Genomic DNA, 24,780 nt, shown 5'->3' with positions numbered 1-24,780 from the left:
TCCACAATGGTCCGCATCAGATGCCGTTCATGTCACCGATCTAAGCGCCGTGTAAGCGAACGACCAGGAAACAGAAGGAGCCGGCAGCGATGGCCCGCCGCAGCACGAAGACCCCGCCGCCCGATGACTTCGAGGAGCGGATCCTCGACATTGACGTCGTCGACGAGATGCAGGGCTCCTTCCTCGAGTACGCGTACTCGGTCATCTACTCCCGGGCCCTGCCCGACGCCCGCGACGGTCTCAAGCCCGTACACCGCCGCATCGTCTACCAGATGAACGAGATGGGCCTGCGCCCGGACCGCGGCTATGTGAAGTGCGCCCGGGTCGTCGGCGAGGTCATGGGCAAGCTGCACCCACACGGCGACTCGTCGATCTACGACGCCCTGGTGCGTCTCGCCCAGCCGTTCTCCATGCGCGTGCCACTGGTCGACGGCCATGGCAACTTCGGTTCGCTGGGCAACGACGACCCACCGGCCGCCATGCGTTACACCGAGTGCCGGATGGCCGACGCGACTTCCCTGATGACGGAGTCCATCGACGAGGACACGGTCGACTTCGCCCCCAACTACGACGGGCAGGAACAGGAACCGGTGGCGCTGCCCGCCGCCTTCCCGAACCTGCTGGTGAACGGCGCGTCGGGCATCGCCGTCGGGATGGCCACGAACATGCCGCCGCACAACCTCGGCGAGGTCATCTCGGCCGCCCGCCATCTCATCCGCTACCCGAACGCCGACCTCGACACCCTGATGCGGCACGTTCCGGGGCCCGACCTGCCCACCGGCGGCCGGATTGTCGGTCTCGCCGGGATCAGGGACGCGTACGAGACGGGCCGCGGCACGTTCAAGATCCGTGCGACCGTGTCGGTGGAGAACGTGACGGCACGCCGGATGGGCCTGGTCGTCACCGAACTGCCGTTCACGGTCGGCCCGGAGAAGGTGATCGCCAAGATCAAGGACCTGGTCGGCTCGAAGAAGCTCCAGGGCATCGCCGACGTCAAGGACCTCACCGACCGCAGTCACGGTCTGCGTCTGGTCATCGAGATCAAGAACGGCTTCGTGCCGGAGGCCGTCCTGGAGCAGCTCTACAAGCTGACGCCGATGGAGGAGTCCTTCGGCATCAACAACGTGGCGCTGGTGGACGGCCAGCCGCTCACTCTGGGCCTCAAGGAGCTCCTGGAGGTCTATCTCGACCACCGTTTCGAGGTCGTACGGCGTCGCTCGGAGTTCCGCCGCGGCAAGCGCCGCGACCGGCTGCACCTGGTCGAGGGCCTGCTCACCGCGCTCGTCGACATCGACGAGGTCATCCGGCTGATCCGCTCCAGTGACAACTCCGCGCAGGCGAAGGAACGCCTGATGGAGCGGTTCTCCCTCTCGGAGATCCAGACGCAGTACATCCTGGACACCCCGCTGCGCCGGCTGACCCGGTTCGACCGTATCGAGCTGGAGTCCGAGAAGGACCGGCTGGCCGCCGAGATCGCGGAGCTGACCCGGATCCTGGAGTCGGACGCGGAGCTCCGCAAGCTGGTGTCGGCCGAACTGGCCGCGGTGGCCAAGAAGTTCGGCACCGAGCGGCGTACGGTCCTGCTGGAGTCGGCCGGTGCCCCCGCCACCGCCGCGGTCCCGCTCCAGGTGGCCGACGACCCGTGCCGGGTCCTGCTGTCCTCGACGGACCTGCTGGCGCGTACGGCGAACGGCGAGCCGTTCCCGGTCGACGAGGACGGCCGGCGCGCGAAGCACGACCTGATCGTCTCCGCGGTCCCGGCCACGGCGCGGGGCGAGGTGGGTGCGGTGACCTCGGCCGGCCGGCTGCTGCGGATCAACGTCATCGACCTTCCCCGGCTCCCCGACACGATGGCGGCGCCCAACCTCTCGGGTGGCGCCCCCCTTTCGGAGTTCCTCTCCCTGGAGGACGGGGAGACGGTGGTCTGTCTGACGACGCTCGACGAGTCGTCCCCGGGCCTCGCGATCGGCACGGAGCAGGGTGTCGTCAAGCGTGTGGTCCCTGACTATCCCTCCAACAAGGAGGAGCTGGAGGTCATCACGCTCAGGGACGGCGACCGGATCGTGGGCGCCGCCGAGCTGCGCACCGGCGAGGAGGACCTCGTCTTCATCACGGACGACGCCCAACTGCTGCGTTTCCAGGCTTCCCACGTCCGCCCGCAGGGCCGCCCGGCCGGTGGTATGGCCGGCATCAAGCTCACGGACGGCGCCAAGGTCATCTCGTTCACGGCGGTGGACCCGGCGGTGGACGCGGTCGTCTTCACGGTCGCGGGCTCGCGGGGCACTCTGGACGACTCCGTGCAGACGACGGCGAAACTGACCCCGTTCGACCAGTACCCGCGCAAGGGTCGTGCCACCGGCGGCGTGCGCTGCCAGCGGTTCCTGAAGGGCGAGGACTGTCTGTCCCTGGGCTGGGCGGGCCCGGCACCCGCGCGTGCCTCCCAGCGGAACGGCGTCCCGGCGGAGCTCCCCGAGATGGATCCGCGCCGCGACGGCTCGGGCGTGTCCCTGCCGAAGACGGTGGGTGTGGTGGCGGGCCCGGTCTAGTCAGCCCGAAGTGGGCCCGCCTGCTTCCTCGGAATCCTCCGGGCTCCGCTCCGGTACGTACCTCAGGACGCCCCACATGCTGTGCTCGTCGGCGTGTGGGGCGTCGTCCATGCAGGCCTCCAGGTCCTTGCCGAGGGTGGGGAGCTGGATGCCGGTTCCGATGAGGACGAGCCGGCTGAGACGCTCCTCGCCGTCGGCCCAGGGCTCCGGGTAGAACCGCAGGAACCGCCCGACGGCGTGCACGGTGTACCGGTTGCGCGGGTCGTGCGGCCCGAAGTCGACGTACCCCTTGATGCGGTAGAGCCCTTCGGGCCGGCTGTCGAGGAAGTCCATCAGCCGGCGCGGGTGGAGGGGCGTCGAGGAGATGAAGGAGAGGCTGTCGTAGGCGGCGTGCAAATGCCCTGAATGGTCTCCCGTGCCGTTCTCGTCGTGACCGTCCTCGTCCTCGTCCTTGCCGTGATCGTGCAGGTCGTCGAAGGTCAGCTGACCGATGCGCTCCTCGCTCGGCCGGCAGTCGAAGAGGAACTCGGGGTCGACGCGCCCGTAGTCGGCGGACACGACAGCCGCCCGGTCGACCAGCCCGTGGACTGCGCTCAGGACGCGCTCACCGCCGTCGGCGACCTGCCCGACCTTGTTGACGACGACGAGATCGGCGAGGGCGAGGTGCCGGTCGATCTCGGGGTGCTTCACGCGCGTGACGTCGAACTCGACCGCGTCGACGACCTCGACGAGCCCGCCGTACACGACCCGGGGGTTCTCGCTGGCGAGCATCATCCGTACGAGTTCCTGCGGTTCGGCGAGCCCGCTGGCCTCGATGACGATGACGTCGATCCGGGCCGAGGGTTGAGTGAGTCGATCAAGATAGACATCAAGTTCGCTCGCATCAACAGCGCAGCACAGACATCCGTTGCCCAGCGAGACCGTGGAGTCCCCCAGTGCTCCCGCGACTGCCATCGCGTCGATCTCGATGGCGCCGAAGTCGTTGACGATGGCGCCGATACGGCTGCCACCGCTGCGGTGGAGGAGATGGTTGAGGAGAGTGGTCTTGCCGGAACCGAGGAAGCCGGCGAGGACGATGACGGGGATCTGCCGAGGGCTCTGGCTCGGACTCGGCTGACTCACTCTGCGACCTCTCTCACGCCGGCGCGCACACCGGCTCATGGCCTCGCACACGTACGAGGAACGAATGCCGCCCCAGGATACGAGCCAGAGAAATCGTCGCCGAGTGAGCGACCCGCGCGGTACCGCCCTCCTGGCCTCAGGCGGCGCCCGGTACCGCCACCGGGGGTACGGGCCCCACATACCGGGCCGCCGGCCGGATGATCTTCGAGTCCTCCGCCTGCTCCAGGATGTTGGCGCTCCAGCCCACCACGCGGGCCGCGGCGAACGTCGGTGTGAACATCTCGCGCGGCAGACCGCACAGTTCCATGACCACGCCCGCGTAGAACTCGACGTTCGTGTGCAGCTCACGGCCCGGCTTCAATTCGGCCAGGATCGCCTCCACCCGGCGTTCGACCTCGACCGCCAGATCCACCAGCGGGCCGCCGAACTGCTCCGCGATTCCCCGCAGCATGCGGGAGCGGGGGTCCTCGGTGCGGTAGACCGGGTGTCCGAAGCCCATGATGCGGTCACCGGCGAGGACGCGTTCGCGGATCCAGGGGTCGATGCGGTCCGGCGTCCCGATCGCGTCCAGGGTGTCCAGCGCGCGGCTCGGGGCACCTCCGTGCAACGGGCCGGACAGCGCTCCGACGGCTCCCACCAGACACGCCACCACATCCGCGCCCGTCGACGTGATGACCCGAGCCGTGAACGTTGATGCATTGAATCCGTGGTCAATGGTTGAGATCAGGTATTGCTCGATCGCCCTGGCGTGCAGCGGGTCCGGCTCCGATCCGGTCAACATGTACAGGTAGTTGGCCGCATAGGGGAGGTCACCCCTCGGCTCCACGGGGTCAAGGCCCCGGCCCAGCCGATACAGCGCCGTCAGCACGGTCGGTACGGCCGCCGAGGCGGCCAGTGCGTCCGCGCATCGCTGCTCGGCGTCGATGTCGTAGACGGGACGGAAGCCCTTGGCCGCGCCGAGCAGCGACAGCGCCGTGCGCATTCCGGCCAGCGGTCCGGACCGGCCGCTCGCCGCCGCGATCGCCGGCAGGGCCGCTCGCACCTCGTCGGGCAGCCGTCGCAGCGCCGCGGTCTGCGCGGTGAAGGCGGCGAGACGATCCGCGTCCGGCAGTCCCCCGTGGACGAGGAGATGCCAGACGTCCTCGAAGCTCCGGGTCTGCGCGAGTTCGACAGCGGAGTACTGGCGGTAGTGGTAAAAGCCCTCGCCCCCCCGGACGTCCCCAATTCGGGTGTCGGTGACGACGACGCCCGCGAGGCCCCGCGGTACGTCGACGGCGGCGGTTGCGGCGGTAGCGGCCCGGTTGATCGACATGTTTCCTCCTTGGACTTGATTCGACTGTCCATGATTGACTGAAACGATGTCAATATTGATCCAATCAATATACAGTCCAGATGGATACGGTGACACCCATGCGCGATCAAGAGCCCGCACCCGATCACACGAGCCGCCGCCTGAGCACCAAGGAGACCGCCGAACTGCTCGGCGTGAAGCCTGAAACCGTGTACGCGTACGTGAGTCGCGGTCAGCTCGACAGCCGGCGCGACCCCGGTGGCCGCGGCAGCACCTTCGACGCCCGCGAGGTGGAGTCGCTCGCCCGCCGCAACAAGCGGGAGAGCGGCGGAAGTCCGGGATCCGGCGGGGATCTGTCCGTACGCACCCGGCTCACCCTCATCGACAAGGACCGGTACTACTTCCGGGGCGTCGACGCCACCGAACTGGCCTCTCGCCACTCCTACGAAGAAGTCGCCGAGTGGCTGTGGACCGGCACTCTGCGTCCCGGAGTCACCTTCACCGCGCCCAAGGCCTTCGTCGCCGCCGCCCGCCGCTCCGTGAACGCGCTGCCGGAACACAGCGACCCCGTAGACCGCCTCCGGGTCGCCGCCATCGCCGCGGCCGCGGTCGATCCACTCCGCTTCGACCTCTCCGAGGACACCGTCCTGGGCACAGCCCGCACCCTCATCCCCACCCTTGTCGCCGCCCTGCCGCCACTGTCGGCCGGCCACCGCGACGAAGGCTCACTGGCGCACCGCCTCTGGGCCCGGCTCTCCGTCCGGATCGCCGACGAGGCCTCGCTGCGCACCCTGGACACGGCACTCGGTCTCCTCGTCGACCACGACCTGGCCGCCTCGACCCTCGCCGTTCGCGTCGCCGCGTCCGCCCGCGCGCACCCCTACGCAGCCGTCTCGGCCGGGCTCGGCGTCCTCGAGGGCCCGCTCCACGGCGCCGCCAGCGGTCTGGCGCACAGGATGCTCGTCGACGTGCTCGACGAGGGCGACGCGGCTCCCGTGGTCGCAGCCGAGCTGCGGGCGGGCCGCCGTGTCCCGGGGCTGGGTCACCGGCTCTACCCCGGCGAGGATCCACGCGCGCGTGCCCTCTTCGCGCTCCTGGAGGAGATGCCGCAGGCCGCTCCCGCCCTCGCCGCGGCCCACGACATCGTGACCACCGCCGCCCGCCACACCCCGCTGCACGCCAACGTGGACCTCGCCCTGGCCGTGTTCACCGTCGCCTGCGGCATGGGAGCGTCGGCAGGCGAGACGATCTTCGCCGTCGCCCGTACGGCGGGCTGGATCGCGCACGCCCTGGAGGAGTACGGCGAACGTCCGCTGCGGATGCGCCCGTCCGGAACCTACGTGGGTGAGCGCCCTCCGCAACCGCTCCCGGAGTAGCCGGATGGGGCTGGACCACCCGTTCCGCGCGGCTGGAAGTCGCCCCACCCCAAGTCAGGTTAGGCTCACCTCTGTGAGTAGGTGCGCAACCGTCTCCCGGGACCTCGACGAGCCCATCGCGGGAACCGCGGCGACCGCGAGGACCTGGCTGCTGGTGGAGCAGCCCGGACCGTGGGGTGCCCAGGCGCTCACCATGAGCCATCTGGACCCTGCTCTCGGCCGCGCCCTCGAGAAGGCCGCCGAGGGAACCGGCGTACGGATCGCCCTGATCCGCCGCCCAGGCCGGCATGCCGACTTCGGGCCATCCGCCGTACGGCAGGTGTACGCGGCCCACACCACGCCCGGAGACGTCTGGCTGCACAGTGCCACGACATGTGACCCCGAACAGCTGCTCGACCTTGACTTCGCCGCTCTCGGTGAGGGCGACCCACGCACCTTCGACACGGTGCTTCAGGGGCGGCCCCACACCGGCGACCCCCTCGCCCTCGTCTGCACCAACGGCAAGCGCGACCGCTGTTGTGCGCTGCTCGGCCGCCCTCTCGCCGCCGAGCTGGCCGCCTCCGGGGTCGAGGGCGCCTGGGAGGTCACGCACCTCGGTGGTCACCGCTTCTCCCCCACGCTGCTCGTCCTTCCGTACGGATACGCGTACGGCCGCGCCCAGGCCCCGCACGTCAAGGAGATCCTCCAGGGCGTGCGCGAAGGGCGTCTCGAGGTGGAGGGCTGCCGCGGCGGCTCTGCCTGGGAGCGGCCCGGACAGGCCGCGGAACTGGCCGTCCGCTCGGCGGTGCACGAATACGCGATGGACGCACTCAGCGTCGAACACACAGACGGCTCGGCGCCCCACTGGGAGGTGACCGTCGCCCACACGGACGGCCGTCGGTGGAGTGTCGCCGTGACGCAGGGCGCCTCGCTGCCGCCGCGCCCGGAGAGCTGCGGATCCGCGTTGGGTTCACCGGCGCGGCTGGACGTGGTGGCGGTGCGCGAACTGGAGTCGGCGGCTCCGCCGCGCTGACCGCACGGCGTCAATCCGTACGCGTCAATCCGTACGGCGTCGACCCGGGCGGCCCACAGTCCACCCGTCAAGCACCCGTACATATCCGCGCACGGTCTGTACACGCATTGATCAAGCGATCCACGTCACCCCACTACGGCCTGGGCCGCTCGTCCCCGTACCGTCATGGGTATGAGCCCCACTCCCCCCGTACGCCGCCTGCGCCTCGGTCTGCCGAAGCGGATGTTCTCGCAGGTGCTGCTGATGCAGGTGGCGATCGCCGCGGGAGTGGCGGTGCTCGCGACCGGGCTGTTCCTCGCGCCGCTCAGCGACCAACTGGACGACCAGGCGATGCGCCGGGCGCTGGCCATCGCGCAGACCACCGCGGCCCAGCCGCAGATCGCCGAAGACCTGCAGGACAGCAAGCCGTCGGTCGACGGGCCGGTGCAGGCCGAGGCGGAGCGGATCCGGAAGGCCAGCGGGGCCGAGTACGTCGTGGTGATGGACATGCGGGGCGTGCGCTGGTCGCACACGGATCCGAAGGAGATCGGCCGGGTGGTCTCCACCGACCCCCGCCAGGCGCTGGCGGGCAAGGAGGTCATGGAGATCGACAGCGGCACCCTGGGCCGCTCCGCCCGAGGCAAGGTGCCGCTGCGTGACACCGGCGGCAGGGTCGTCGGGGCGGTCTCGGTCGGCATCGAGTACGACAGCGTGCGCGCCCGGCTGTTCCACGCGATCCCGGGGCTGCTCGCCTACGCGGGCGGCGCCATGGCTGTGGGCGCCCTGGCCGCCTGGCTGATCTCCCGACGGGTGCAACGACAGACCCGCGACCTGGCCTTCTCGGACATCGCGTCGCTGCTCGCGGAGCGCGAGGCCGTCCTGCACGGCATCCGCGAGGGGGTCGTCGCCCTGGACCGCGCGGGCCGCGTCCGGCTCCTCAACGACGAGGCACAGCGCCTGCTGGGCATCGGCGAGGAGGCCGTGGGCCGCTCACTGGACGAGGCGCTCGGCGCCGGACGTACGACCGATGTGCTGGCCGGCCGCGTGACCGGAACCGATTTGCTCACCGTGCGCGGCCAGCGGGTGCTGGTCGCCAACCGCATGCCCACCGACGACGGCGGCGCCGTGGCCACCCTCCGTGACCGGACCGAACTGGAACAACTCGGCCGCGAGCTCGACTCCACGCACGGTCTGCTCGACGCCCTGCGTGCCCAGGACCACGAACACGCCAACCGCATGCACACGCTCCTGGGCCTGCTCGAACTGGAGATGTTCGACGACGCCGTGGAGTTCGTGGGCGAAGTGGTGGGCGACCATCGGGCCACCGCGGAGCAGGTCGCCGAGAAGATCCGCGATCCGCTGCTCGCGGCTCTGCTGGTCGGCAAGGCGACCGTGGCGGCAGAGCGCGGTGTCGCCCTGCTCGTCTCGGACCGGACACTGCTCCCGGACCGGCTGATCGATCCCAGGGGGCTGGTCACCGTCGTCGGCAACCTGGTCGACAACGCGCTGGACGCGGTCGCCGGTACCGCGCACGCGCGCGTGGAGGTCGAGCTGCGCGCGGAGGGCCGTACGGCGATCCTCCGGGTGCGCGACACGGGGCCCGGAATCCCGGCGGAACAGCGCGAGTTGATCTTCACGGAGGGGTGGTCCACGAAGAAGCCGCCGGCGCACGGCAAACGCGGGATCGGTCTCCCCCTGGTACGTCGGCTGGCGGAGCGGCAGGGCGGAAGCGCGCGCGTGGCCGATGCCGACGGCGGGGGCGCCGAGTTCATGGTCGTACTGCCGGAGGCACTCGCCGAGCCGGACCCGGCGCCGCAACCACGCCCCGGCCGCGCCCCGGAGGCGGAGCACGCGCGCGTCCCGGACGCACCACCACCACTGGAGCCGGCCGCTACTGCGGACACGGGCGCCACCGCCGCCGAGGAGGAGCCGCGATGATCGAGGTACTGGTCGTGGACGACGACATCCGCGTGGCGCGCGTCAACGCCGCCTACGTGGAGAAGGTGCCCGGTTTCCACGTCGCCGGGGAGGCTCACAGCGCGGCCGAGGCGCTGCGGCAGTTGGAGCTGCTCCCGCACCTGGACCTCGTCCTCATGGACCACTATCTGCCCGACGACACGGGCCTGTCGGTCGTCCAGGAGATGCGCCGGCGCGGCCACGAGACCGACGTGATCATGGTGACGGCGGCCCGGGACGTGTCGACTGTGCAGGCGGCGATGCGGCAGGGGGCGCTGCAGTATCTGGTCAAGCCGTTCGCCTTCGCGGGGCTGCGCTCCAAGCTGGAGGCGTACGCGGAGCTGCGCCGCACCCTCGACGGTGGCGGCGAGGCCGAACAGGCCGAGGTGGACCGGATCTTCGGCGCCCTGTCCTCCGGACCCGAGCCCGAACTGCCCAAAGGGCACTCCCCCACCACCGCGGAACTCGTGCGCCGCGCCCTGGTGAACGCCGAAGGCCCCCTGTCGGCCCAGGAGATCGCCGAGCGGACGGGGGTGAGCCGCCAGACCGCCCAGCGCTATCTGAAGCTCCTGGAGCGCACGGGACGCGCCAGACTGACGCTCAAGTACGGCGACGCGGGCCGCCCGGAGCACCGTTACGTCTGGGCGACCCGCTCCTGAGGCACAGGGGGACCTGACGGAAGTGTGAAGATCTTGCCCGTGCGCCGTAGTTCGATGGCGGAAGGAATGGCGTATGCCACAACATCGGTCTTCTGGACGCGAGTCGTTCTTTCGTCTGCAAGAGTCTGTTGTGCTCGTCGGCCCTGAGGGAGAGGCCCGATGATTGACGTCCTGGTAGTGGACGACGATCTTCGCGTCGCGGAGATCAACGCCAGATATGTGGGAAGGGTTCCCGGCTTCAGGGTCGCCGCCCGTGCGCACAGTGCCGCCCAGGGCCTGGCCGCCGTGCAGCAGGGCACCATCGACCTGGTCCTGCTCGACCACTACCTGCCCGACCAGACAGGGCTCGAACTCGTCCACCGCATGCGGGAACAGGGCCACTGCACCGACGTCATCATGATCACGGCGGCAAGCGACGTCGTCACTGTGCAGGCCGCGATGCGCGTGGGAGCACTGCACTACCTGGTCAAGCCGTTCACCTTCGCCGCACTGCGCGCCCGCCTGGACTCCTACGCGGCCCTGCGCCGCACGGTCGACCGCGTCGGCGACCGGGACCACACCGGCCAGGAGCAGGTCGACCGGATCTTCGGCGCGCTGCGCACCCCGCCGGCACCTTCGGCCCCCGGCCTCCCGACCGGCCACTCGGAACCGACCACGGACCTCATCTGCGGAGTGCTCCACCGCGCCGGCCACCCGCTCTCGGCTCACGAGGTGGCCGCCGAGACAGGATTGAGCCGCTCCACCGCCCAGCGCTACCTCCGCCACCTGGAACAGGCGGGCCGACTGCGCCTCTCCCTCAAGTACGGCGACACAGGCCGCCCCGAACACCGGTACGCATGGGTGGCCCCCTGAGCGTCCTGCCTCCACCGCAGGGGGCCTACGAGCCTGACATCACCGCCCCTAAACGGCGCCCGCTCCCGTGAGCGACCGCACCTCGGTCTCCGCGTGCTTGGCCTTGTCCGGGTCCTCCGCCGAGGTAACCGTGCCGAGCCAGCCGGCGAGGAATCCCAGCGGGATCGAGACGAGACCCGGGTTCTGCAAGGGGAAATACTGGAAGTCCACTCCCGGGAACAGCGAATCAGGGCTGCCCGACACCACCGGCGACAGCAGCACGAGGACCACCGACGGAACCAGCCCCCCGTACACCGACCACACCGCACCCCGGGTGGTGAAGCCGCCCCAGAACAGGGAGTAGAGCAGCACCGGTAGATTCGCGGACGCCGCGACGGCGAAGGCGAGGCCCACCAGGAAGGCGACGTTGAGGTCTCGGGCCAGCAGACCGAGGGCGATCGCGACGACGCCGATGCCGACCGCCGCGGTGCGGGCCACGGCCACCTCGCTGCGCGGCTTGGCGCGCGGGCGACGCAGCGACGCGTACAGGTCGTGGGCCACTGATGCCGAGGACGCGAGCGTGATGCCCGCGACCACGGCGAGAATGGTTGCGAAGGCGATGGCGGCGACGATCGCGAACAGAACCGTTCCGCCTGTGGAGTCCGCGCCGCCGCCCAGATCTAGGGCCAGCAGCGGAACCGCCGTGTTCCCGGCCGCGTTCGAGCCGCGGACAGCCTGAGGTCCCACGATCGCTGCCGCGCCGAAGCCGAGGACGATCGTCATCAGATAGAAGCCGCCGATGAGCCCGATCGACCAGACGACCGAGCGACGCGCTGCCCGAGCGGTCGGCACAGTGTAGAAGCGGGACAGGATGTGCGGCAGTCCGGCCGTCCCCAGCACAAGGGCGAGCCCCAGGCTGATGAAGTCGAAACGCGAGGTCCAGTCACCTCCGTACCTCAGCCCGGGGGCGAGGAACGCGTCACCGTGTCCACTGCGCTCGGCCGCCGTGCGCAGCAGTTGGTCGAAGTCGCCGTGGAAGCGCACCAGCACCAGCATGGTCAGTGCGATCGCTCCGCCCATCAGCAGGACCGCCTTGACGATCTGGATCCAGGTAGTGGCTCGCATCCCTCCCAACGACACATAGATCACCATGAGCGCGCCGACCGCGATCACCGTCCAGGACTGTGCTGCCTCGCTGGTCCCGCCCAGCAGCAGCGCGACCAGGCTGCCCGCTCCCACCATTTGCGCCACCAAATAGAGAACGGACACGGTGACCGACGAAGTTCCCGCCGCGATCCGCACCGGCCGCTCCCGCATCCGCGCCGCGATGACGTCGGCCAGCGTGAACCGCCCGCAGTTACGCACCAGTTCGGCGACCAGGAACAGCACAACCAGCCAGGCCACCAGGAATCCGACCGAGTACAGCAGCCCGTCGTACCCGAAGAGTGCGATGAGGCCGGAGATGCCGAGGAAGGACGCGGCGGACATGTAGTCACCCGCGATGGCAAAACCATTCTCCATCGGGGAGAAGAGCCGACTTCCCGCGTAGAACTCCTCCGCCGAACCCTGACGGTGTCGGCTGACCCACGTGGTGATGCCCAACGTGACGGCGACGAAGGCGCTGAAAAGCGCCAGCGCCAGCATCTGATGGTTGCCGGTCACGATCCACCACCTCGGAGGCCACGCGTCAGTTCCTGGGTGTCCCAGCGCAGATCGAGCGCCGCCCGGTCCCTGCGCAACCGTGCGTGCCGCGCATACGCCCAGGTGAACAGGAAGGTCGTCAGGAACTGCCCGAGTCCCGCCAGCATCGCCACGTTCACCGCGCCCACCACGGGCCGCGCCATGAACCCGGGCGCCGTGGTCGCGGTCACCACATAGCCCACGTACCAGGAGAAAAAGACCGCGGCGCCGGGAATCACGAACCTGCGGTACCGCCTGCGCACCTCCTGGAAGGCCGCGCTGCGCTGCACCTCCAGATAGACGTCGGCCGCACCGCAGCCCCGGTTCTCCTGCTCCCGGCGCATGGGCGGGACAACGGGAGCGGGTGCGCCCGTCCCGTCCAACTCGCCCCAGCCAGAGGCGAGCGCGTCGTACCAGGGGTCGTCGAACCGCGTGTCCCCGCCCGTCTCCACATGGGTCGGGACGGCGGCATGACCTTCGTGGGTCTCGGCCGAACTCTTAGGACCGCCCCCGCGCCTGCGAGGACGACCGGTGCTTGACTGCATGCCCAAGGATGGACAGAACGGGAAGATCCCCGACTCTTCTTCGCCACGGTGTTCACCCCATTAGGTGATTCACGCTGTGGGAGGCCGCACCAACCCCTTTCCATAGGCGTAACGCACCGCCTGCGCACGGTCCTTGATCCCCGTCTTGGCGAAGAGGTTGTTGATGTGAGTCTTCACGGTCGCCGTGGAGACATGGAGCTTGAGCGCGATCTCCTGATTGCTGAGGCCGTCCGCGATCAGTATCAGCACTTCGGCCTCCCTCGTGGTGAGCCCGTCGGGCGGCTCCGCGGGCGGGGCCGGCTTATTCTCGGACTCCGTCAGCCGCTCCAGGAGCCTTCGTTGGATGCTCGGCGCCAGCCCCGCGTCCCCGGACAGCACGCTGTGCACCGCCCTGACGATGTCGTCGCCGTCCGCGTCCTTGGTGAGATAGCCACGCGCACCTGCCCGCAACGCGCGGAACAGCGACTCGTCGTCGGCGAACGTCGTGAGCACCACGACCTGGGTCCCGGGGTACTCGGCCCTGATCCGCCGGGTCGCCTCGACGCCGTCGCAACGCGGCATGCGCAGGTCCATCAGCACAACATCCGGCGCGAGTTGTGCGACGAGCTGGACGGCCTCGTCCCCGTCCCCTGCCGCTCCGACGACCTCGATCCCTGGCAGCAGGCCGAGCAGCATCACGATGCCTTCACGTACGACGGTCTGGTCGTCCGCCACCACGACCCGCGCGGGTTCCCGCCCGGCATCCGCCGTCATGTCGGCACCCTCAAGGTCACCACGAAACCCTTCTCGTCCGGCCCGGCATCCAGCGAACCGCCCAGCAACTCGGCACGCTCGCGCATGCCGAGCAGACCGTACCCGCCGCCCACCCCCGTGAGTTCGCCCGGCGAACCGCCCGAGTCCCTTACGTCGAGCGTCACTTGGTGCTCGCTGTAGTCCAGCCGCACCTGGACCTTGGCGCCGGGAGCATGCTTGCGGACGTTGGTCAGCGCCTCCTGGGCCACCCGGCGCACGGCCTGTGACGCCTCCGCCGGCAGCGGTCTGCGCTCACCCGTAATGGTGACGCCCACATCGTCCGTCACGCCGACGATTTCGCTCAGGTAGTCCTCCAGCGGGGACATCTCGCCCCTCAGCGCGGACAGGGCCTGTCTCGTCTCGGCCAGACCGTCACGGGCCATTCCCCGCGCCGCGACCACCCGTTCGAGTATCCGGTCCCGGTCGGCGCCCCGCTCGATCAGCAGGCGGGCCGCTTCCAGGTGGACCAGTTGCGCCGAGAGGCTGTGCGCGAGCACGTCGTGGATCTCCCGCGCGATCCGGGCCCGTTCCGCGAGCGCCGCCGACTCCGCTTCGGCTGCCCGCGCGGCTCGTTCCTGGGCAAGCAGCCGCTGGGCGTTGCCACGCGCTTCGGCGTCGAGCCTCAGAACGTACCCGGCGAGCGCGAGACCGATGCTGGTGACGGCTGTGGTGAGCAAGGGGTCGTTATCGACCACCGCGTACGAACCGAGGGCTACCACGCTCGTGGGCACTGCGGCTGACAGGGGCAGTCTTTCCAGCGCCGTGATCGCGCACCCGCACCACAGGACGAGTGCCGGTACCCGGAACCCCGCAGCCTGACCCGCGACCGCGAGGCCCTGAAGCAGCAGCAGGAGCGCCAGAGAGGGCCACAGTCGGTGTTGGAGCGTTGTCCGGTGGAGCGCCCAGGCGAGCAGGGCGGCGAGGAGAACTCCCCCGACGGCCAGAGCCGAGTCGCTGCCCCGGGGCGGGCTGCTGCTGACGGTTCCCCACAGCAGCATGCCGAGGATCAGCAGCCGGGTGGCCCAGGCGAGCCGACGGCGGTTGGGGGTGCGGCCCTCGCGGCCGAGCGCCTCCCTGGAAGGCCAGCGCAACCAGTCGTTCTTCGTCACAGGTGCTCCTTCCGCAGAGGCACGCTGTCACCGTAGGCCGTGTTCTGCCGTTGCGCCGAGGGCGTGGACGCGGGGCGAAGCGAATCCGGGTGCGGGGATGTCGCACGCAGGGAGTTCGATCGCCAGCGCAGGATTCCGGCGCGGAGCAGAAGGGTCGCCGCGAGAGCGAGGAGCAGTGCCGAAGTGCCCTGATGGACGCCGAGCGCCGCGCTCAGGGCGAAGAGGCCGGCACGGAGACCGATCCCGATGATCCACACGGCTACGCTCGCCTTGGTGCTCCGACTCCACACCTCGCCGCCCGGTTCGGCCCAGACGCGGGTGGTCCAGGCCCAGCCGGCCCCGGTGGCGAGGCCGATGAACAGCTCGGCCGCGAACAGACTGATCGACTCCGCTCGATGATGGGCGTCGATCAGGCCGGGCTCACGCAGTGCCACGACGGCCAGGATCACGGGCACGACCCACCAGCGCCGGTCGCCGTCTATCCGGCGGGTGCGGAACAGTCGCACGACCACCAGGCCGGCGACGGCGACGATCAGCAAGGCGTCAGCAAGCCCGGACATGCAGGCCTCCGTGGACGAAGAAGGGGCGACGCCGGCAGCGGGTGCTGTCGACGCCTTCGACGCTACGGAAAACGGCACGTCACAGGATCGGAGCAGGGGTGGACGGAGGGTGGATTCACAGCGGCACCGACCTCCACCCGGGGGTGGAGAAACGGCGCCGGGGCGGCACGTGGAAGTACCGCCCCGGCCGCGAGTCCCGAATGGATCACGCGTCGATTCGAGACCTGTCCAGCGTGGCAGCCGAACTGGAGATGAACTCCTTGCGAGGGGCGACGTCGTTGCCCATCAGAAGGTCGAAGACCTGCTCGGCCGACTCCAGGTCGGACAGGTTGATCCGGCGCAGTGTGCGATGGCGCGGATCCATCGTGGTCTCGGCCAGCTGGTCGGCGTCCATCTCGCCGAGGCCCTTGTAGCGCTGGATCGAGTCCTTGTAACGGACCCCCTTGCTCTGGAACTCCAGCAGCCTCTCGCGCAGTTCACGGTCCGAGTACGTGTAGACGTACTTGTCCTGGCCCTTCTTCGGCTGGATGAGCTCGATGCGGTGCAACGGCGGCACCGCGGCGAACACCCTGCCCGCTTCGACCATGGGCCGCATGTAGCGGTGGAACAGCGTCAGGAGCAGGGTGCGGATGTGGGAGCCGTCGACGTCGGCGTCGGTCATCATGATGATCTTGCCGTAGCGAGCCGCATCGATATCGAACGTACGACCGGATCCGGCCCCTATGACCTGGATGATCGCGCCGCACTCGGCGTTCTTCAGCATGTCCGTCACGGACGACTTCTGGACGTTGAGGATCTTGCCCCGGATCGGCAGCAGCGCCTGGAACTCCGAGTTCCGGGCGAGCTTGGCGGTACCGAGCGCGGAGTCGCCCTCCACGATGAACAGTTCGCTGCGCTCGACGTCGTCACTACGGCAGTCGGCGAGCTTGGCGGGCAGCGAGGAGGATTCCAGGGCCGTCTTCCGGCGCTGTGCGTCCTTGTGCTGACGAGCCGCGATGCGCGTACGCGCGGCGGCCACAGCTTTCTCCATGACCACCCGGGCCTGGGCCGCCGCGTCCCGCTTGGTGGAGGTCAGAAAGTCCTTGAGCTCCTTGGACACCACATTCGTCACAATGCGTCGGGCCGCCGAGGTGCCGAGCACCTCCTTGGTCTGACCCTCGAACTGCGGCTCGGCGAGGCGAACCGTGACGACCGCGGTGAGGCCCTCCAGGGCGTCGTCCTTGACGATGTCGTCCTCGGCCACGCGCAGCATTTTCTTGGTGCGCAGGACCTCGTTCATCGTCTTCGCGACGGCCTGCTCGAAGCCCGCGACGTGGGTGCCGCCCTTGGGCGTGGCGATGATGTTCACGAACGACTTGAGGTTCGTGTCGTAGCCCGTCCCCCAGCGCAGCGCCACGTCGACACCCAGCTCGCGGGTGACCTCGGTGGGTGTCATCTGACCGTGGTCGTCCAGGACCGGGACCGTCTCCTTGAAGAGGCCCTGTCCGGAGAAACGGAGGACGTCGCAGACGGGCTTGTCGGCGGCCAGGTACTCGCAGAACTCGCTGATGCCTCCGTCGAAACGGAAGGACTCCTCCCCCTTGCTGCCGCCTTCGCCGAGCCCGAACTCGTCACGCACGACGATGGTGAGTCCGGGCACCAGGAACGCGGTCTGCCGGGCACGCTGGTGGAGGTTCTCCAGAGAGAGCTTGGCGTCCTTGAGGAAGATCTGGCGGTCGGCCCAGTACCGCACGCGCGTGCCGGTACGGGTCTTGGGGATCCGCTTGGTCTTGCGCAGGCCGCCGGTCTCGAACGTGGCGTCCGGACCGACGGCGCCGAAGGAGCCGGGCACGCCGCGGCGGAAGCTGATCGCGTGGGTGTTCCCCCCGCGGTCGACCTCGACGTCCAGGCGGGCCGAGAGAGCGTTCACCACCGACGCGCCCACGCCGTGCAGGCCGCCGGAAGCGGCGTACGAGCCGCCACCGAACTTGCCGCCGGCGTGCAGCTTGGTCATGACGACCTCGACACCGGAAAGGCCGGTCTTGGGCTCGACATCCACAGGGATGCCGCGGCCGTTGTCCCGCACCTCGACGGAGCCGTCATCGTGCAGGATGACGTCGATGTGGTCGCAGTAGCCCCCGAGGGCCTCGTCCACTGAGTTGTCGATGATCTCCCAGAGGCAGTGCATCAGGCCGCGACTGTCGGTCGACCCGATGTACATGCCCGGACGCTTGCGCACTGCCTCGAGCCCCTCGAGGACGAGCAGGTGCCGCGCGGTGTAGTTGGAACCGTCCCGGTCTGCTCCTGCCAGCAGCGCTGTGGACGGCACGGACGTATCGGCGGTCACGCGGTTCGCTCCTCGCTGAATTTCAGTTGGGGCCCTGGTGGGTAAGGGCCCGGCTTCGGTCACCGCTCAGAGGGTACCGAGGCCTGGTAGAGCCGATGTAACGCCACCCTCGTCTGAAACTCAGACTAAACCAGAGTCGCATAACCGTTCGATCCCTCGTTGGAGTGAAGTACATATCACGTTCCCTTCCAGGCATGAACCATTTAGGCTCCGGGCACGTCCTCAAGAACAACCGGCAACCCAGCCGGGAGGACCAACACCCCTACAGACGACAGACAGCGCGAACCCGTACAGACACAAAGACACGCAATACGGCACATTCGCCGCCAACCGGCAGCAGACAGCCGTCTCGAAAGATTTTTTCGAGGAAGAGCCACGAGCGGGAACGTTTTCGGCCTGGTTGGATGTTGACCCTGGTACGACAGCTCGTCGAGCTAGAGAAGAGGCGACGTGACTACTGTTCTGACCCCCGCGAGCCCGCTGACGGCCGCTGATCGCTGCGACCGCTGCGGCGCCCAGGCATACCTTCGCGTTGTCTTGGCGAGCGGCGGAGAACTGCTCTTCTGCGCCCACCACGGTCGCAAGTTCGAGCCGGAACTCAAGAAGATCGCCGCTGAGATACAGGACGAGACGGAGCGACTGACGACCGTTCCAGCCAGCTCCACCGAAGAAGACCGCTGATACCGCGCTTCGACGACGAGCCACCCCCGGCACAGGCCGGTTGATTCGGGCGGCCACTCCTGCACTCAGGAGTGGCCGCCCGCTTCACAAGCCCCGCTTCACAAGCCGCTCACGGCCCACCAGGCCCAGTCGAGCGGGCCAGCGCTGCGAGGTCCCTCGGAATCCGCACATGGACACTCAGCCGCCGTTACCGGGAGCAGCGGGGGTATCCCACCCCAGTGTCCGTACGACGTCCGAGAGCCGCGTGTAGACGCCCGGGCTGCCGGGCCGTCCGCAGCCACTCCCCCAGGACACGAGCCCGACCAGTCGCCCCTGGGCGACCAGCGGCCCTCCGCTGTCCCCTTGGCAGGCATCCGGCCCCCCGACCGCCTCACCGGCACACAGCATGCTGTCCGCTCGATACGTCCCGTCGGCGCTGCCGGGATAGGCCCGCTCGCAGAGCGCGTCGGACAGCACGTGCACGCGCGCGGCCCGCAGCCTGCGCGCGTAGTCCCCGCCGCCCGTGACGTCGCCCCAGCCGTAGACCGTGGCGCTCGTACCGGGCCGATAGGCCGGATCGCCGGCGCCGGCCATCCCGATGACCGAGCCCTGCGGGAGGGCCTCGGCGAGGGTGAGCACGGCGAAGTCCCCGGCATTGCTGATCTTGTCGTAGCCGGGATTGACCCAGGTGTCGCGGACTGCGATCTCCTTGCCCTGAGTCGACGTCAGGTCGGTGCGCCCGGTGATGACCTTCAGATCCCGAACACGGTTGGGCGGCGCTCCCAGGACGTCCTCGCCCATGCAGTGGGCCGCCGTCAGTACGGTGGTCCTGCCGACGGCCACGCCGCCGCAGAACTGCCCCACCCTCGTACCACCGAACCGGTCACGGCTGGACAGCGCCACCGTCCACGGGCCTTCGGACACCTCGACCGGGAATCCGCCGACGACGACGCCGTCGGCAGCCACCGGGGTGGCGGATGCCAGCGGTATCACGGCCGCCGCGGCCGCCAGAACCAGCGACCGGGTCAGCGTCCGGGACAGGGCCCGGACAAAGGGGTGACGCATGCGCGCTCCTCACTCTGGGGTGATCACGAGAAACCCAGAGTGATCCAACCAGCTCGGCCCCGCACGCGCGGGCCACGAAAGAGGGACGCCGCCGACTGGAGCACTTCATCGCGCACGCGCCGGGCAGCGCTCCTCGCACGCCGGTGCGACGAGCCGCACCGCTCAACACGAAGGCCCGGTTCCCCTGAGGGGAGCCGGGCCTTCCGTGTCGTACGACCGCGTCCTAGTCGAGGTAGTCGCGCAGCACCTGGGAGCGCGACGGGTGACGCAGCTTCGACATGGTCTTGGACTCGATCTGGCGGATGCGCTCGCGCGTGACGCCGTACACCTTGCCGATCTCGTCGAGGGTCTTCGGCTGACCGTCGGTGAGACCGAAGCGCATCGAGACGACGCCTGCCTCGCGCTCGGAGAGGGTGTCGAGGACCGAGTGCAGCTGCTCCTGGAGGAGCGTGAAGCTGACCGCGTCGGCCGGGACGACCGCCTCGGAGTCCTCGATGAGGTCACCGAACTCGCTGTCGCCGTCCTCACCCAGGGGGGTGTGGAGGGAGATCGGCTCGCGGCCGTACTTCTGGACCTCGATGACCTTCTCCGGGGTCATGTCGAGTTCCTTGGCCAGCTCCTCCGGGGTGGGCTCGCGGCCCAGGTCCTGGAGCATCTGGCGCTGCACGCGCGCGAGCTTGTTGATGACCTCGACCATGTGCACCGGAATACGGATGGTGCGGGCCTGGTCCGCCATGGCGCGGGTGATCGCCTGACGGATCCACCAGGTGGCGTACGTCGAGAACTTGTAGCCCTTGGTGTAGTCGAACTTCTCGACCGCGCGGATCAGACCGAGGTTGCCTTCCTGGATCAGGTCCAGGAAGAGCATGCCGCGGCCGGTGTAACGCTTGGCCAGGGAGACCACCAGACGGAGGTTGGCCTCCAGGAGGTGGTTCTTGGCGCGGCGGCCGTCCTCGGCGATGATCTCCAGCTCGCGCTTGAGCTTCGGGGCCAGTTTGTCGGCGTTCGCCAGCTTGTCCTCGGCGAAGAGACCCGCCTCGATGCGCTTGGCGAGCTCGACCTCCTGCTCGGCGTTGAGGAGCGGGACCTTGCCGATCTGCTTGAGGTAGTCCTTGACCGGGTCCGCGGTGGCACCGGCCACGGCGACCTGCTGGGCCGGCGCGTCGTCCTCGTCGTCGTCGGAGAGGACGAAGCCCTTGTTCTCGCCACCCTCCTCTTCCTCTTCGCCGGGCTTGACGTCCTCGAGGACCTCGTCCTCGATGCCTTCGGCGTCGTCCTTGCCGGCGGTCGTCTTCTTGGCCGCCGTCTTCTTGGCGACGGTCTTCTTCGCGACCGCCTTCTTGGCGGTCGTCGTCTTCTTGGCTACGGCCTTCTTCACGGGCGCCTCGTCCTCGGCGGAGGACTCGGCGACGGGAGCCGCCGGGGTGGCGGTGGCGGTGGCCTTCTTCGTGGTCACCGTCTTCGCCGCGACCGTCTTGGTGGCGGTGCGCTTGGCGGGACTCTTCGCTGCGACGCTCTTTCGGGTGCGCTTGGGCTCCGCGGCACTGACCATCAGCGTCACACCCTCTTCCTCGAGGATCTGGTTGAGGCTGCGCAGTACGTTCTTCCACTGAGTGGCCGGAATCTGGTCAGCTTCGAAGGCCCGACGTACGTCGTCGCCGGCGATCTGCCCCTCAGCCTTTCCCCGCTCGATGAGCGCCATGACAGAGACGGACTCGGCGATCTCGGGCGGGAGCGTACGGGATGTGCTGGCCGACACGAACAACCTCTCGGAACGTTGGAAAACGGCTTCCGGCCCCGTCCACTACGGACAGGGGCCGACGACCGCCGACTGGGGATGGGCCGACGGCGCGGGCAAAGGGCCGGGAAGATGCACAGCGCCTTGAACGGCGTCCGTATTCCTTCCGCGGCTGTCACCTCTTAGGTCATCGCGCTGCTTCCGCGAGCGTTACGCCCAATCTGCGTGGCCCGAGTCACACCCCGTAAGCACTCAAAAGCGATCAGATGCGGCTAGAAGTGGTCGGTCTTGGTCGCAACCAGACCGTCCCGACCTCACTGTGCCCGCCCCGACAGCTGTCGTCACAGCCCTGGCGGACGTTTGCGGACGGTCCGCCCCCACTTCGTCCCGCTACCGGACCCCACCGAGCCCTTTCGGGCGCCGACGAGGCCCGGCAGTGGCAGTTCGCGAGCGAGCGATGTTGCCGGAGAGTGACCCGGTTCCCGATCGGCGCCGCCCTCGGCGCGATCAGTGCTCGCGCGGGGCCGGGACCACGCGCTCGACCTCGGGGTGCACGACGAGGAGCTGCCGCATGGCCGCCTCCGCCGCCGCGCCGTCGCCCGCCGCGAGAGCGTCGACGATCCGGGCGTGGTGCGCCAAGGACGCCTCGGTGGGCCGGTCGCAACCGGTCATCGGACCGCCGGACACCTGGAGGGCGGCGGACACGATCCCGGAAAGGTGTTCCAGCATGCGGTTGCCGGCGAGCTGGATGAGCAGCGAGTGGTACTCGGCGTCGGCGCGCGAGAACGTCAGCGCGTCACCCTGGTTCATGGCGTGGCCCATGATCTCGACCATGTCGACGAGCCGCTGCTGAGCCTCCTCGCGCCCGTGCCCGGCGGCCAGACGGGCCGCGAGCGGCTCGATCGTCCAGCGCAGCTCGCTGAGCTCACGACGCTGGTCGTCGCGCTGCGGCCCGAAGGCCCGCCACTCGATAATGTCGGGGTCGAGGAGGTTCCAGTCGCTGACGGGACGCACGCGCGTGCCCACGTTCGGCCGGGCGCTCACCAGGCCCTTGGCCTCCAGGACGCGGAGCGACTCACGGACGACGGTGCGGGAGACCTCGAAGCGCTGGCCGATCTCCTCGGGCACTAGGGGGCGGTCCGCGCCCAGGTCACCGGAGACGATCATCTGGCCCAGTTGCTGGACGAGTTGACCGTGCAGTCCGCGACCGCGGCTGCCCGCGCTGCGGCGGCCGACGCGGCCCAGCTCCGGGTCCGCGGCGTCCCAGGAAGGAACTCCCACGCGGCCGGCCCCGGGGGCCTCGGCGTAGGGGTAGCGGTCGAGTCCGCCCGGGCCGACGAGACCGGAGTCTGCGGAGCGGGCGGCGGTCATCATGGTGTGCGCAAGGGTACTCACGGATCCTTTGTCGGCTCTGCCTCCAACTCCCTTGAGGTCTTTGGTGAAAAGCACACGAAAGGGTGATCGCTCACCCCGTCGCAATTGACGCCTTATCGGAAAGAAACGGGCGTTCCTCGGGGAGTTGTGCGCAGGGCAGGACTCGAAGGGTGCGGACGATCGTCATCGGACCCTGCTTCGCAGGGTGGTGACCAGATACGCGCACAGCAGGGCAGTCAGCGACAACGCGAGCGCGCCACCCACGGGTTGGGCGATCATCCGCGCTGCGGCGGCCAGATACCGCTCGCCCCCGAACGGCCACTGCGCCAGGAACAGTTCCCGCAGCCGCACGGAGAACCCGGCCGCACTTCGCACGGACGGTCCCTCCACGGCCTTCTGCACAAGGGGCACCACGAGGACCGGTACGGCGACCACCGCCGCGAGCCCGGCGGTGGTGGACCGGAAGATGCCCGCGGCCAGCACCCCGGCCCAGGCGCAGCCGATCACGAGGCCGATCCAACTCGCGGTCAGCGGGAGCCACTCCGCGGGAACCTGTGCCAGGTCCCGTCCGTAGACGAGGTAGAGCACTTCGGCGTCGCAGCCCACGGTGAGGAATGCCAGCAGCAGCCCGGTGATCGCGGCGACGAACAGCTTGGCGGCGAGCAGTCCCAGCCGACGGGGCACAGTGCCGCGGTCCACCGCCAGGGCGGGATGGCGGAACTCGTCACCGAAGGCGATGGCGCCGAGCAGCCCGGCGCCGATCGCCGCGGGCGGCAGCGGCAGCTCCCGCGGCCAGGCGGCCAGCAGGCGGTGCTGCGGAGTGTGGCCGATGCGGGCCAGGAGTACGGCGACGAGCGCGGACGAGACGAGCACGGCGGCCACGGTCAGAAACCCCGTGCCGACACCACCGGCGCGGCGCAGTTCGTAGCGGAGAGGACGCAGTGGGCTGGGAGCGGGGCGGACGGAGATGGGCGGTGGGAGCGGAGGAAGACTGTCGGAGGTGAGGGCGTCGCAGGGGCGTGGGCGGGCGCCCTGGGTGCGTGCGGACGTTGCCGTCGCGGAGGCTCCGCCGGCTGTCGAAACCTCTGTCGGCGCTGGGGCGGCAGAGCCCCGACCCAGGGCAGCAGCGTCCTCGGGCATGGCCGTGGCGGTTTCCCGTCCTGTCGCACCGTCGACCTCGCCGACTGTCCGGGGTGCCGGTGTCTCGCGGTGATCCTCGGGCTCAGGTTGGCGGGCCGAGTCGGCGCCGGACCCCATGTCGCCGACCTCGTCGGCGAGTTGGTGCACGAGGATGCCGTGCCGGAACGCGGTCTCACCGATGTCCGCGCACGTACTGCCGTACACGGAAAGCCGGTTGTCGGTCTCCTGTACGACTTCCACGGAGCGCTGCGCCGTGCGGGCCTCTTTGGTCAGCAGGGCCGCGAGACGGGTGGCGTGCGGGCTGCGGACGGCGACACGGGGGCGCAGTCGGGTGCGGGAGAATTCCGCGGCCCCCTGGTCGGCGACGAGTCGCCCGTGATCCAGAGTGATGATCCGGTCGGCGGTGCGGGCCGCCTCCTTGGCGTCGGTGGTGGTGCACAGGACGGTGCCGCCCTGGGTGGCATGCGCGCGCAGCATGCCGTGCAGCCAGTGGCGTTCGCGAGCGGACAGACCGTCGGTGAGGGCATCGAGTACGAGCGTGTGCGGGTCCGCCAGCAATGCGCAGGCAAGACCGAGCCGGCGGTCCATGCCGCGTGCCAGAGTGCCCAGGCGTTCGTCGCGCAGGCTGACCAGGCCGACCACCTCGAGAACCTCGTCGGCACGACGGGCCGGAACGCCTGCGGCCGCGCACAGCATGCGGAGTTGGCCTCGGACGGTACGCGCGGGGTGCCCCGGCACATCACCCAGGAGAACGCCGATCTCACGTGACGGGTGGGCGATGCGATGCAGGGGGCGGCCTCTGAAGTAGGTGATTCCACGGCCTGGTTGGAGCTCGAGCATGAGCCTGAGCACCGTTGTCTTACCGGCGCCCGGGGTACCGAGGATCGTGGTGACGCAGCCCGCACGTGCCTCGAAGGAGACGTCGTCGACGGCGGGCGGTAGCTCCTTGCGAGGGTTGCTGGACAGTCCGAAGGCCTGGATCACCCGTAGCAAGATAGCGCGTTATGTCCGTTTTACCG

The 24,780-nt window shown here is 69.4% G+C and carries 19 protein-coding genes; 7 read left to right on the top strand and 12 right to left on the bottom strand.

Annotation, left to right across the window (positions count from 1 at the left end; all coding sequences use genetic code 11):
- Positions 1 to 89: 89 nt before the first annotated feature.
- Positions 90 to 2,546, top strand: coding sequence for a DNA topoisomerase IV subunit A (locus PV396_RS02440; protein WP_319199894.1), 2,457 nt, complete (start codon positions 90 to 92; stop codon positions 2,544 to 2,546).
- Here PV396_RS02440 and PV396_RS02435 read toward each other — a convergent pair whose 3' ends face one another.
- Both PV396_RS02435 and PV396_RS02430 read right to left on the bottom strand, forming a co-directional pair.
- The gene (locus PV396_RS02435) at positions 2,547 to 3,668 is read right to left on the bottom strand and encodes a GTP-binding protein (protein ID WP_319199893.1); all 1,122 of its coding nucleotides are present in this window, start codon (positions 3,666 to 3,668) and stop codon (positions 2,547 to 2,549) included.
- A 136-nt stretch (positions 3,669 to 3,804) separates the two neighbouring features.
- The gene (locus tag PV396_RS02430; protein ID WP_319199892.1) at positions 3,805 to 4,980 is read right to left on the bottom strand and encodes a citrate synthase/methylcitrate synthase; all 1,176 of its coding nucleotides are present in this window, start codon (positions 4,978 to 4,980) and stop codon (positions 3,805 to 3,807) included.
- A gap of 98 nt (positions 4,981 to 5,078) precedes the next feature.
- Here PV396_RS02430 and PV396_RS02425 point away from each other — a divergent pair, with 98 nt between their 5' ends.
- From PV396_RS02425 to PV396_RS02405, 5 genes are all read left to right on the top strand, one after another.
- Positions 5,079 to 6,335, top strand: a complete 1,257-nt coding sequence (locus tag PV396_RS02425) for a citrate synthase (protein WP_319199891.1) — start codon at positions 5,079 to 5,081, stop codon at positions 6,333 to 6,335.
- Between the two features lie 73 nt (positions 6,336 to 6,408).
- Positions 6,409 to 7,347, top strand: coding sequence for a sucrase ferredoxin (locus PV396_RS02420; protein ID WP_319199890.1), 939 nt, complete (start codon positions 6,409 to 6,411; stop codon positions 7,345 to 7,347).
- Between the two features lie 171 nt (positions 7,348 to 7,518).
- The gene (locus tag PV396_RS02415) at positions 7,519 to 9,264 is read left to right on the top strand and encodes a sensor histidine kinase (protein WP_319199889.1); all 1,746 of its coding nucleotides are present in this window, start codon (positions 7,519 to 7,521) and stop codon (positions 9,262 to 9,264) included.
- Positions 9,261 to 9,941 (top strand): response regulator, encoded by a 681-nt coding sequence (locus PV396_RS02410; RefSeq protein ID WP_319199888.1) that lies wholly within the window; start codon positions 9,261 to 9,263, stop codon positions 9,939 to 9,941. The genes PV396_RS02415 and PV396_RS02410 overlap by 4 nt, the downstream gene beginning before the upstream one ends.
- A 159-nt stretch (positions 9,942 to 10,100) precedes the next feature.
- Positions 10,101 to 10,793 (top strand): response regulator, encoded by a 693-nt coding sequence (locus tag PV396_RS02405; RefSeq protein ID WP_319199887.1) that lies wholly within the window; start codon positions 10,101 to 10,103, stop codon positions 10,791 to 10,793.
- A 48-nt stretch (positions 10,794 to 10,841) separates the two neighbouring features.
- Here the strand turns inward: PV396_RS02405 and PV396_RS02400 are convergent, their stop codons facing one another.
- The 6 genes from PV396_RS02400 to PV396_RS02375 form a co-directional block, all read right to left on the bottom strand.
- On the bottom strand, positions 10,842 to 12,434 hold the full coding sequence (locus PV396_RS02400; protein WP_319199886.1) for a cation acetate symporter: 1,593 nt from the start codon (positions 12,432 to 12,434) through the stop codon (positions 10,842 to 10,844).
- On the bottom strand, positions 12,431 to 12,997 hold the full coding sequence (locus PV396_RS02395) for a DUF485 domain-containing protein (RefSeq protein ID WP_319199885.1): 567 nt from the start codon (positions 12,995 to 12,997) through the stop codon (positions 12,431 to 12,433). The genes PV396_RS02400 and PV396_RS02395 overlap by 4 nt, the downstream gene beginning before the upstream one ends.
- Before the next feature lie 69 nt (positions 12,998 to 13,066).
- Positions 13,067 to 13,750 carry a response regulator transcription factor gene (locus PV396_RS02390; RefSeq protein WP_319199884.1) on the bottom strand — a complete coding sequence of 228 codons (684 nt, stop codon included), beginning with the start codon at positions 13,748 to 13,750 and terminating at the stop codon, positions 13,067 to 13,069.
- Complete coding sequence (locus PV396_RS02385; protein ID WP_319199883.1) at positions 13,747 to 14,898, bottom strand: sensor histidine kinase; 1,152 nt, start codon at positions 14,896 to 14,898, stop codon at positions 13,747 to 13,749. The genes PV396_RS02390 and PV396_RS02385 overlap by 4 nt, the downstream gene beginning before the upstream one ends.
- The gene (locus tag PV396_RS02380) at positions 14,895 to 15,458 is read right to left on the bottom strand and encodes a DUF1453 domain-containing protein (RefSeq protein WP_319199882.1); all 564 of its coding nucleotides are present in this window, start codon (positions 15,456 to 15,458) and stop codon (positions 14,895 to 14,897) included. The genes PV396_RS02385 and PV396_RS02380 overlap by 4 nt, the downstream gene beginning before the upstream one ends.
- 205 nt (positions 15,459 to 15,663) lie before the next feature.
- Positions 15,664 to 17,784 (bottom strand): DNA topoisomerase IV subunit B, encoded by a 2,121-nt coding sequence (locus PV396_RS02375; RefSeq protein WP_319199881.1) that lies wholly within the window; start codon positions 17,782 to 17,784, stop codon positions 15,664 to 15,666.
- A 450-nt stretch (positions 17,785 to 18,234) separates the two neighbouring features.
- Between PV396_RS02375 and PV396_RS02370 the strand changes: the two genes are divergently transcribed.
- Positions 18,235 to 18,465, top strand: coding sequence for a hypothetical protein (locus PV396_RS02370; RefSeq protein WP_044471628.1), 231 nt, complete (start codon positions 18,235 to 18,237; stop codon positions 18,463 to 18,465).
- 177 nt (positions 18,466 to 18,642) lie between these two features.
- Here PV396_RS02370 and PV396_RS02365 read toward each other — a convergent pair whose 3' ends face one another.
- From PV396_RS02365 to PV396_RS02350, 4 genes are all read right to left on the bottom strand, one after another.
- Positions 18,643 to 19,509 (bottom strand): serine protease, encoded by an 867-nt coding sequence (locus PV396_RS02365; protein ID WP_319199880.1) that lies wholly within the window; start codon positions 19,507 to 19,509, stop codon positions 18,643 to 18,645.
- Between the two features lie 223 nt (positions 19,510 to 19,732).
- Positions 19,733 to 21,268, bottom strand: a complete 1,536-nt coding sequence (locus tag PV396_RS02360) for an RNA polymerase sigma factor (protein ID WP_319199879.1) — start codon at positions 21,266 to 21,268, stop codon at positions 19,733 to 19,735.
- 486 nt (positions 21,269 to 21,754) lie between these two features.
- A complete protein-coding gene (locus PV396_RS02355) occupies positions 21,755 to 22,642 on the bottom strand; it encodes a FadR/GntR family transcriptional regulator (protein ID WP_319199878.1) in 888 nt (295 codons plus the stop codon).
- A 162-nt stretch (positions 22,643 to 22,804) separates the two neighbouring features.
- Positions 22,805 to 24,745 (bottom strand): ABC transporter ATP-binding protein, encoded by a 1,941-nt coding sequence (locus PV396_RS02350; protein WP_319199877.1) that lies wholly within the window; start codon positions 24,743 to 24,745, stop codon positions 22,805 to 22,807.
- Between the last annotated feature and the right edge of the window lie 35 nt (positions 24,746 to 24,780).

This window comes from Streptomyces sp. ME02-8801-2C (genome assembly GCF_033793965.1).
Lineage (GTDB): Bacteria > Actinomycetota > Actinomycetes > Streptomycetales > Streptomycetaceae > Streptomyces.
Note: the sequence above shows the minus strand (reverse complement) of the source record. Positions and strands in the feature narration are given on the sequence as shown.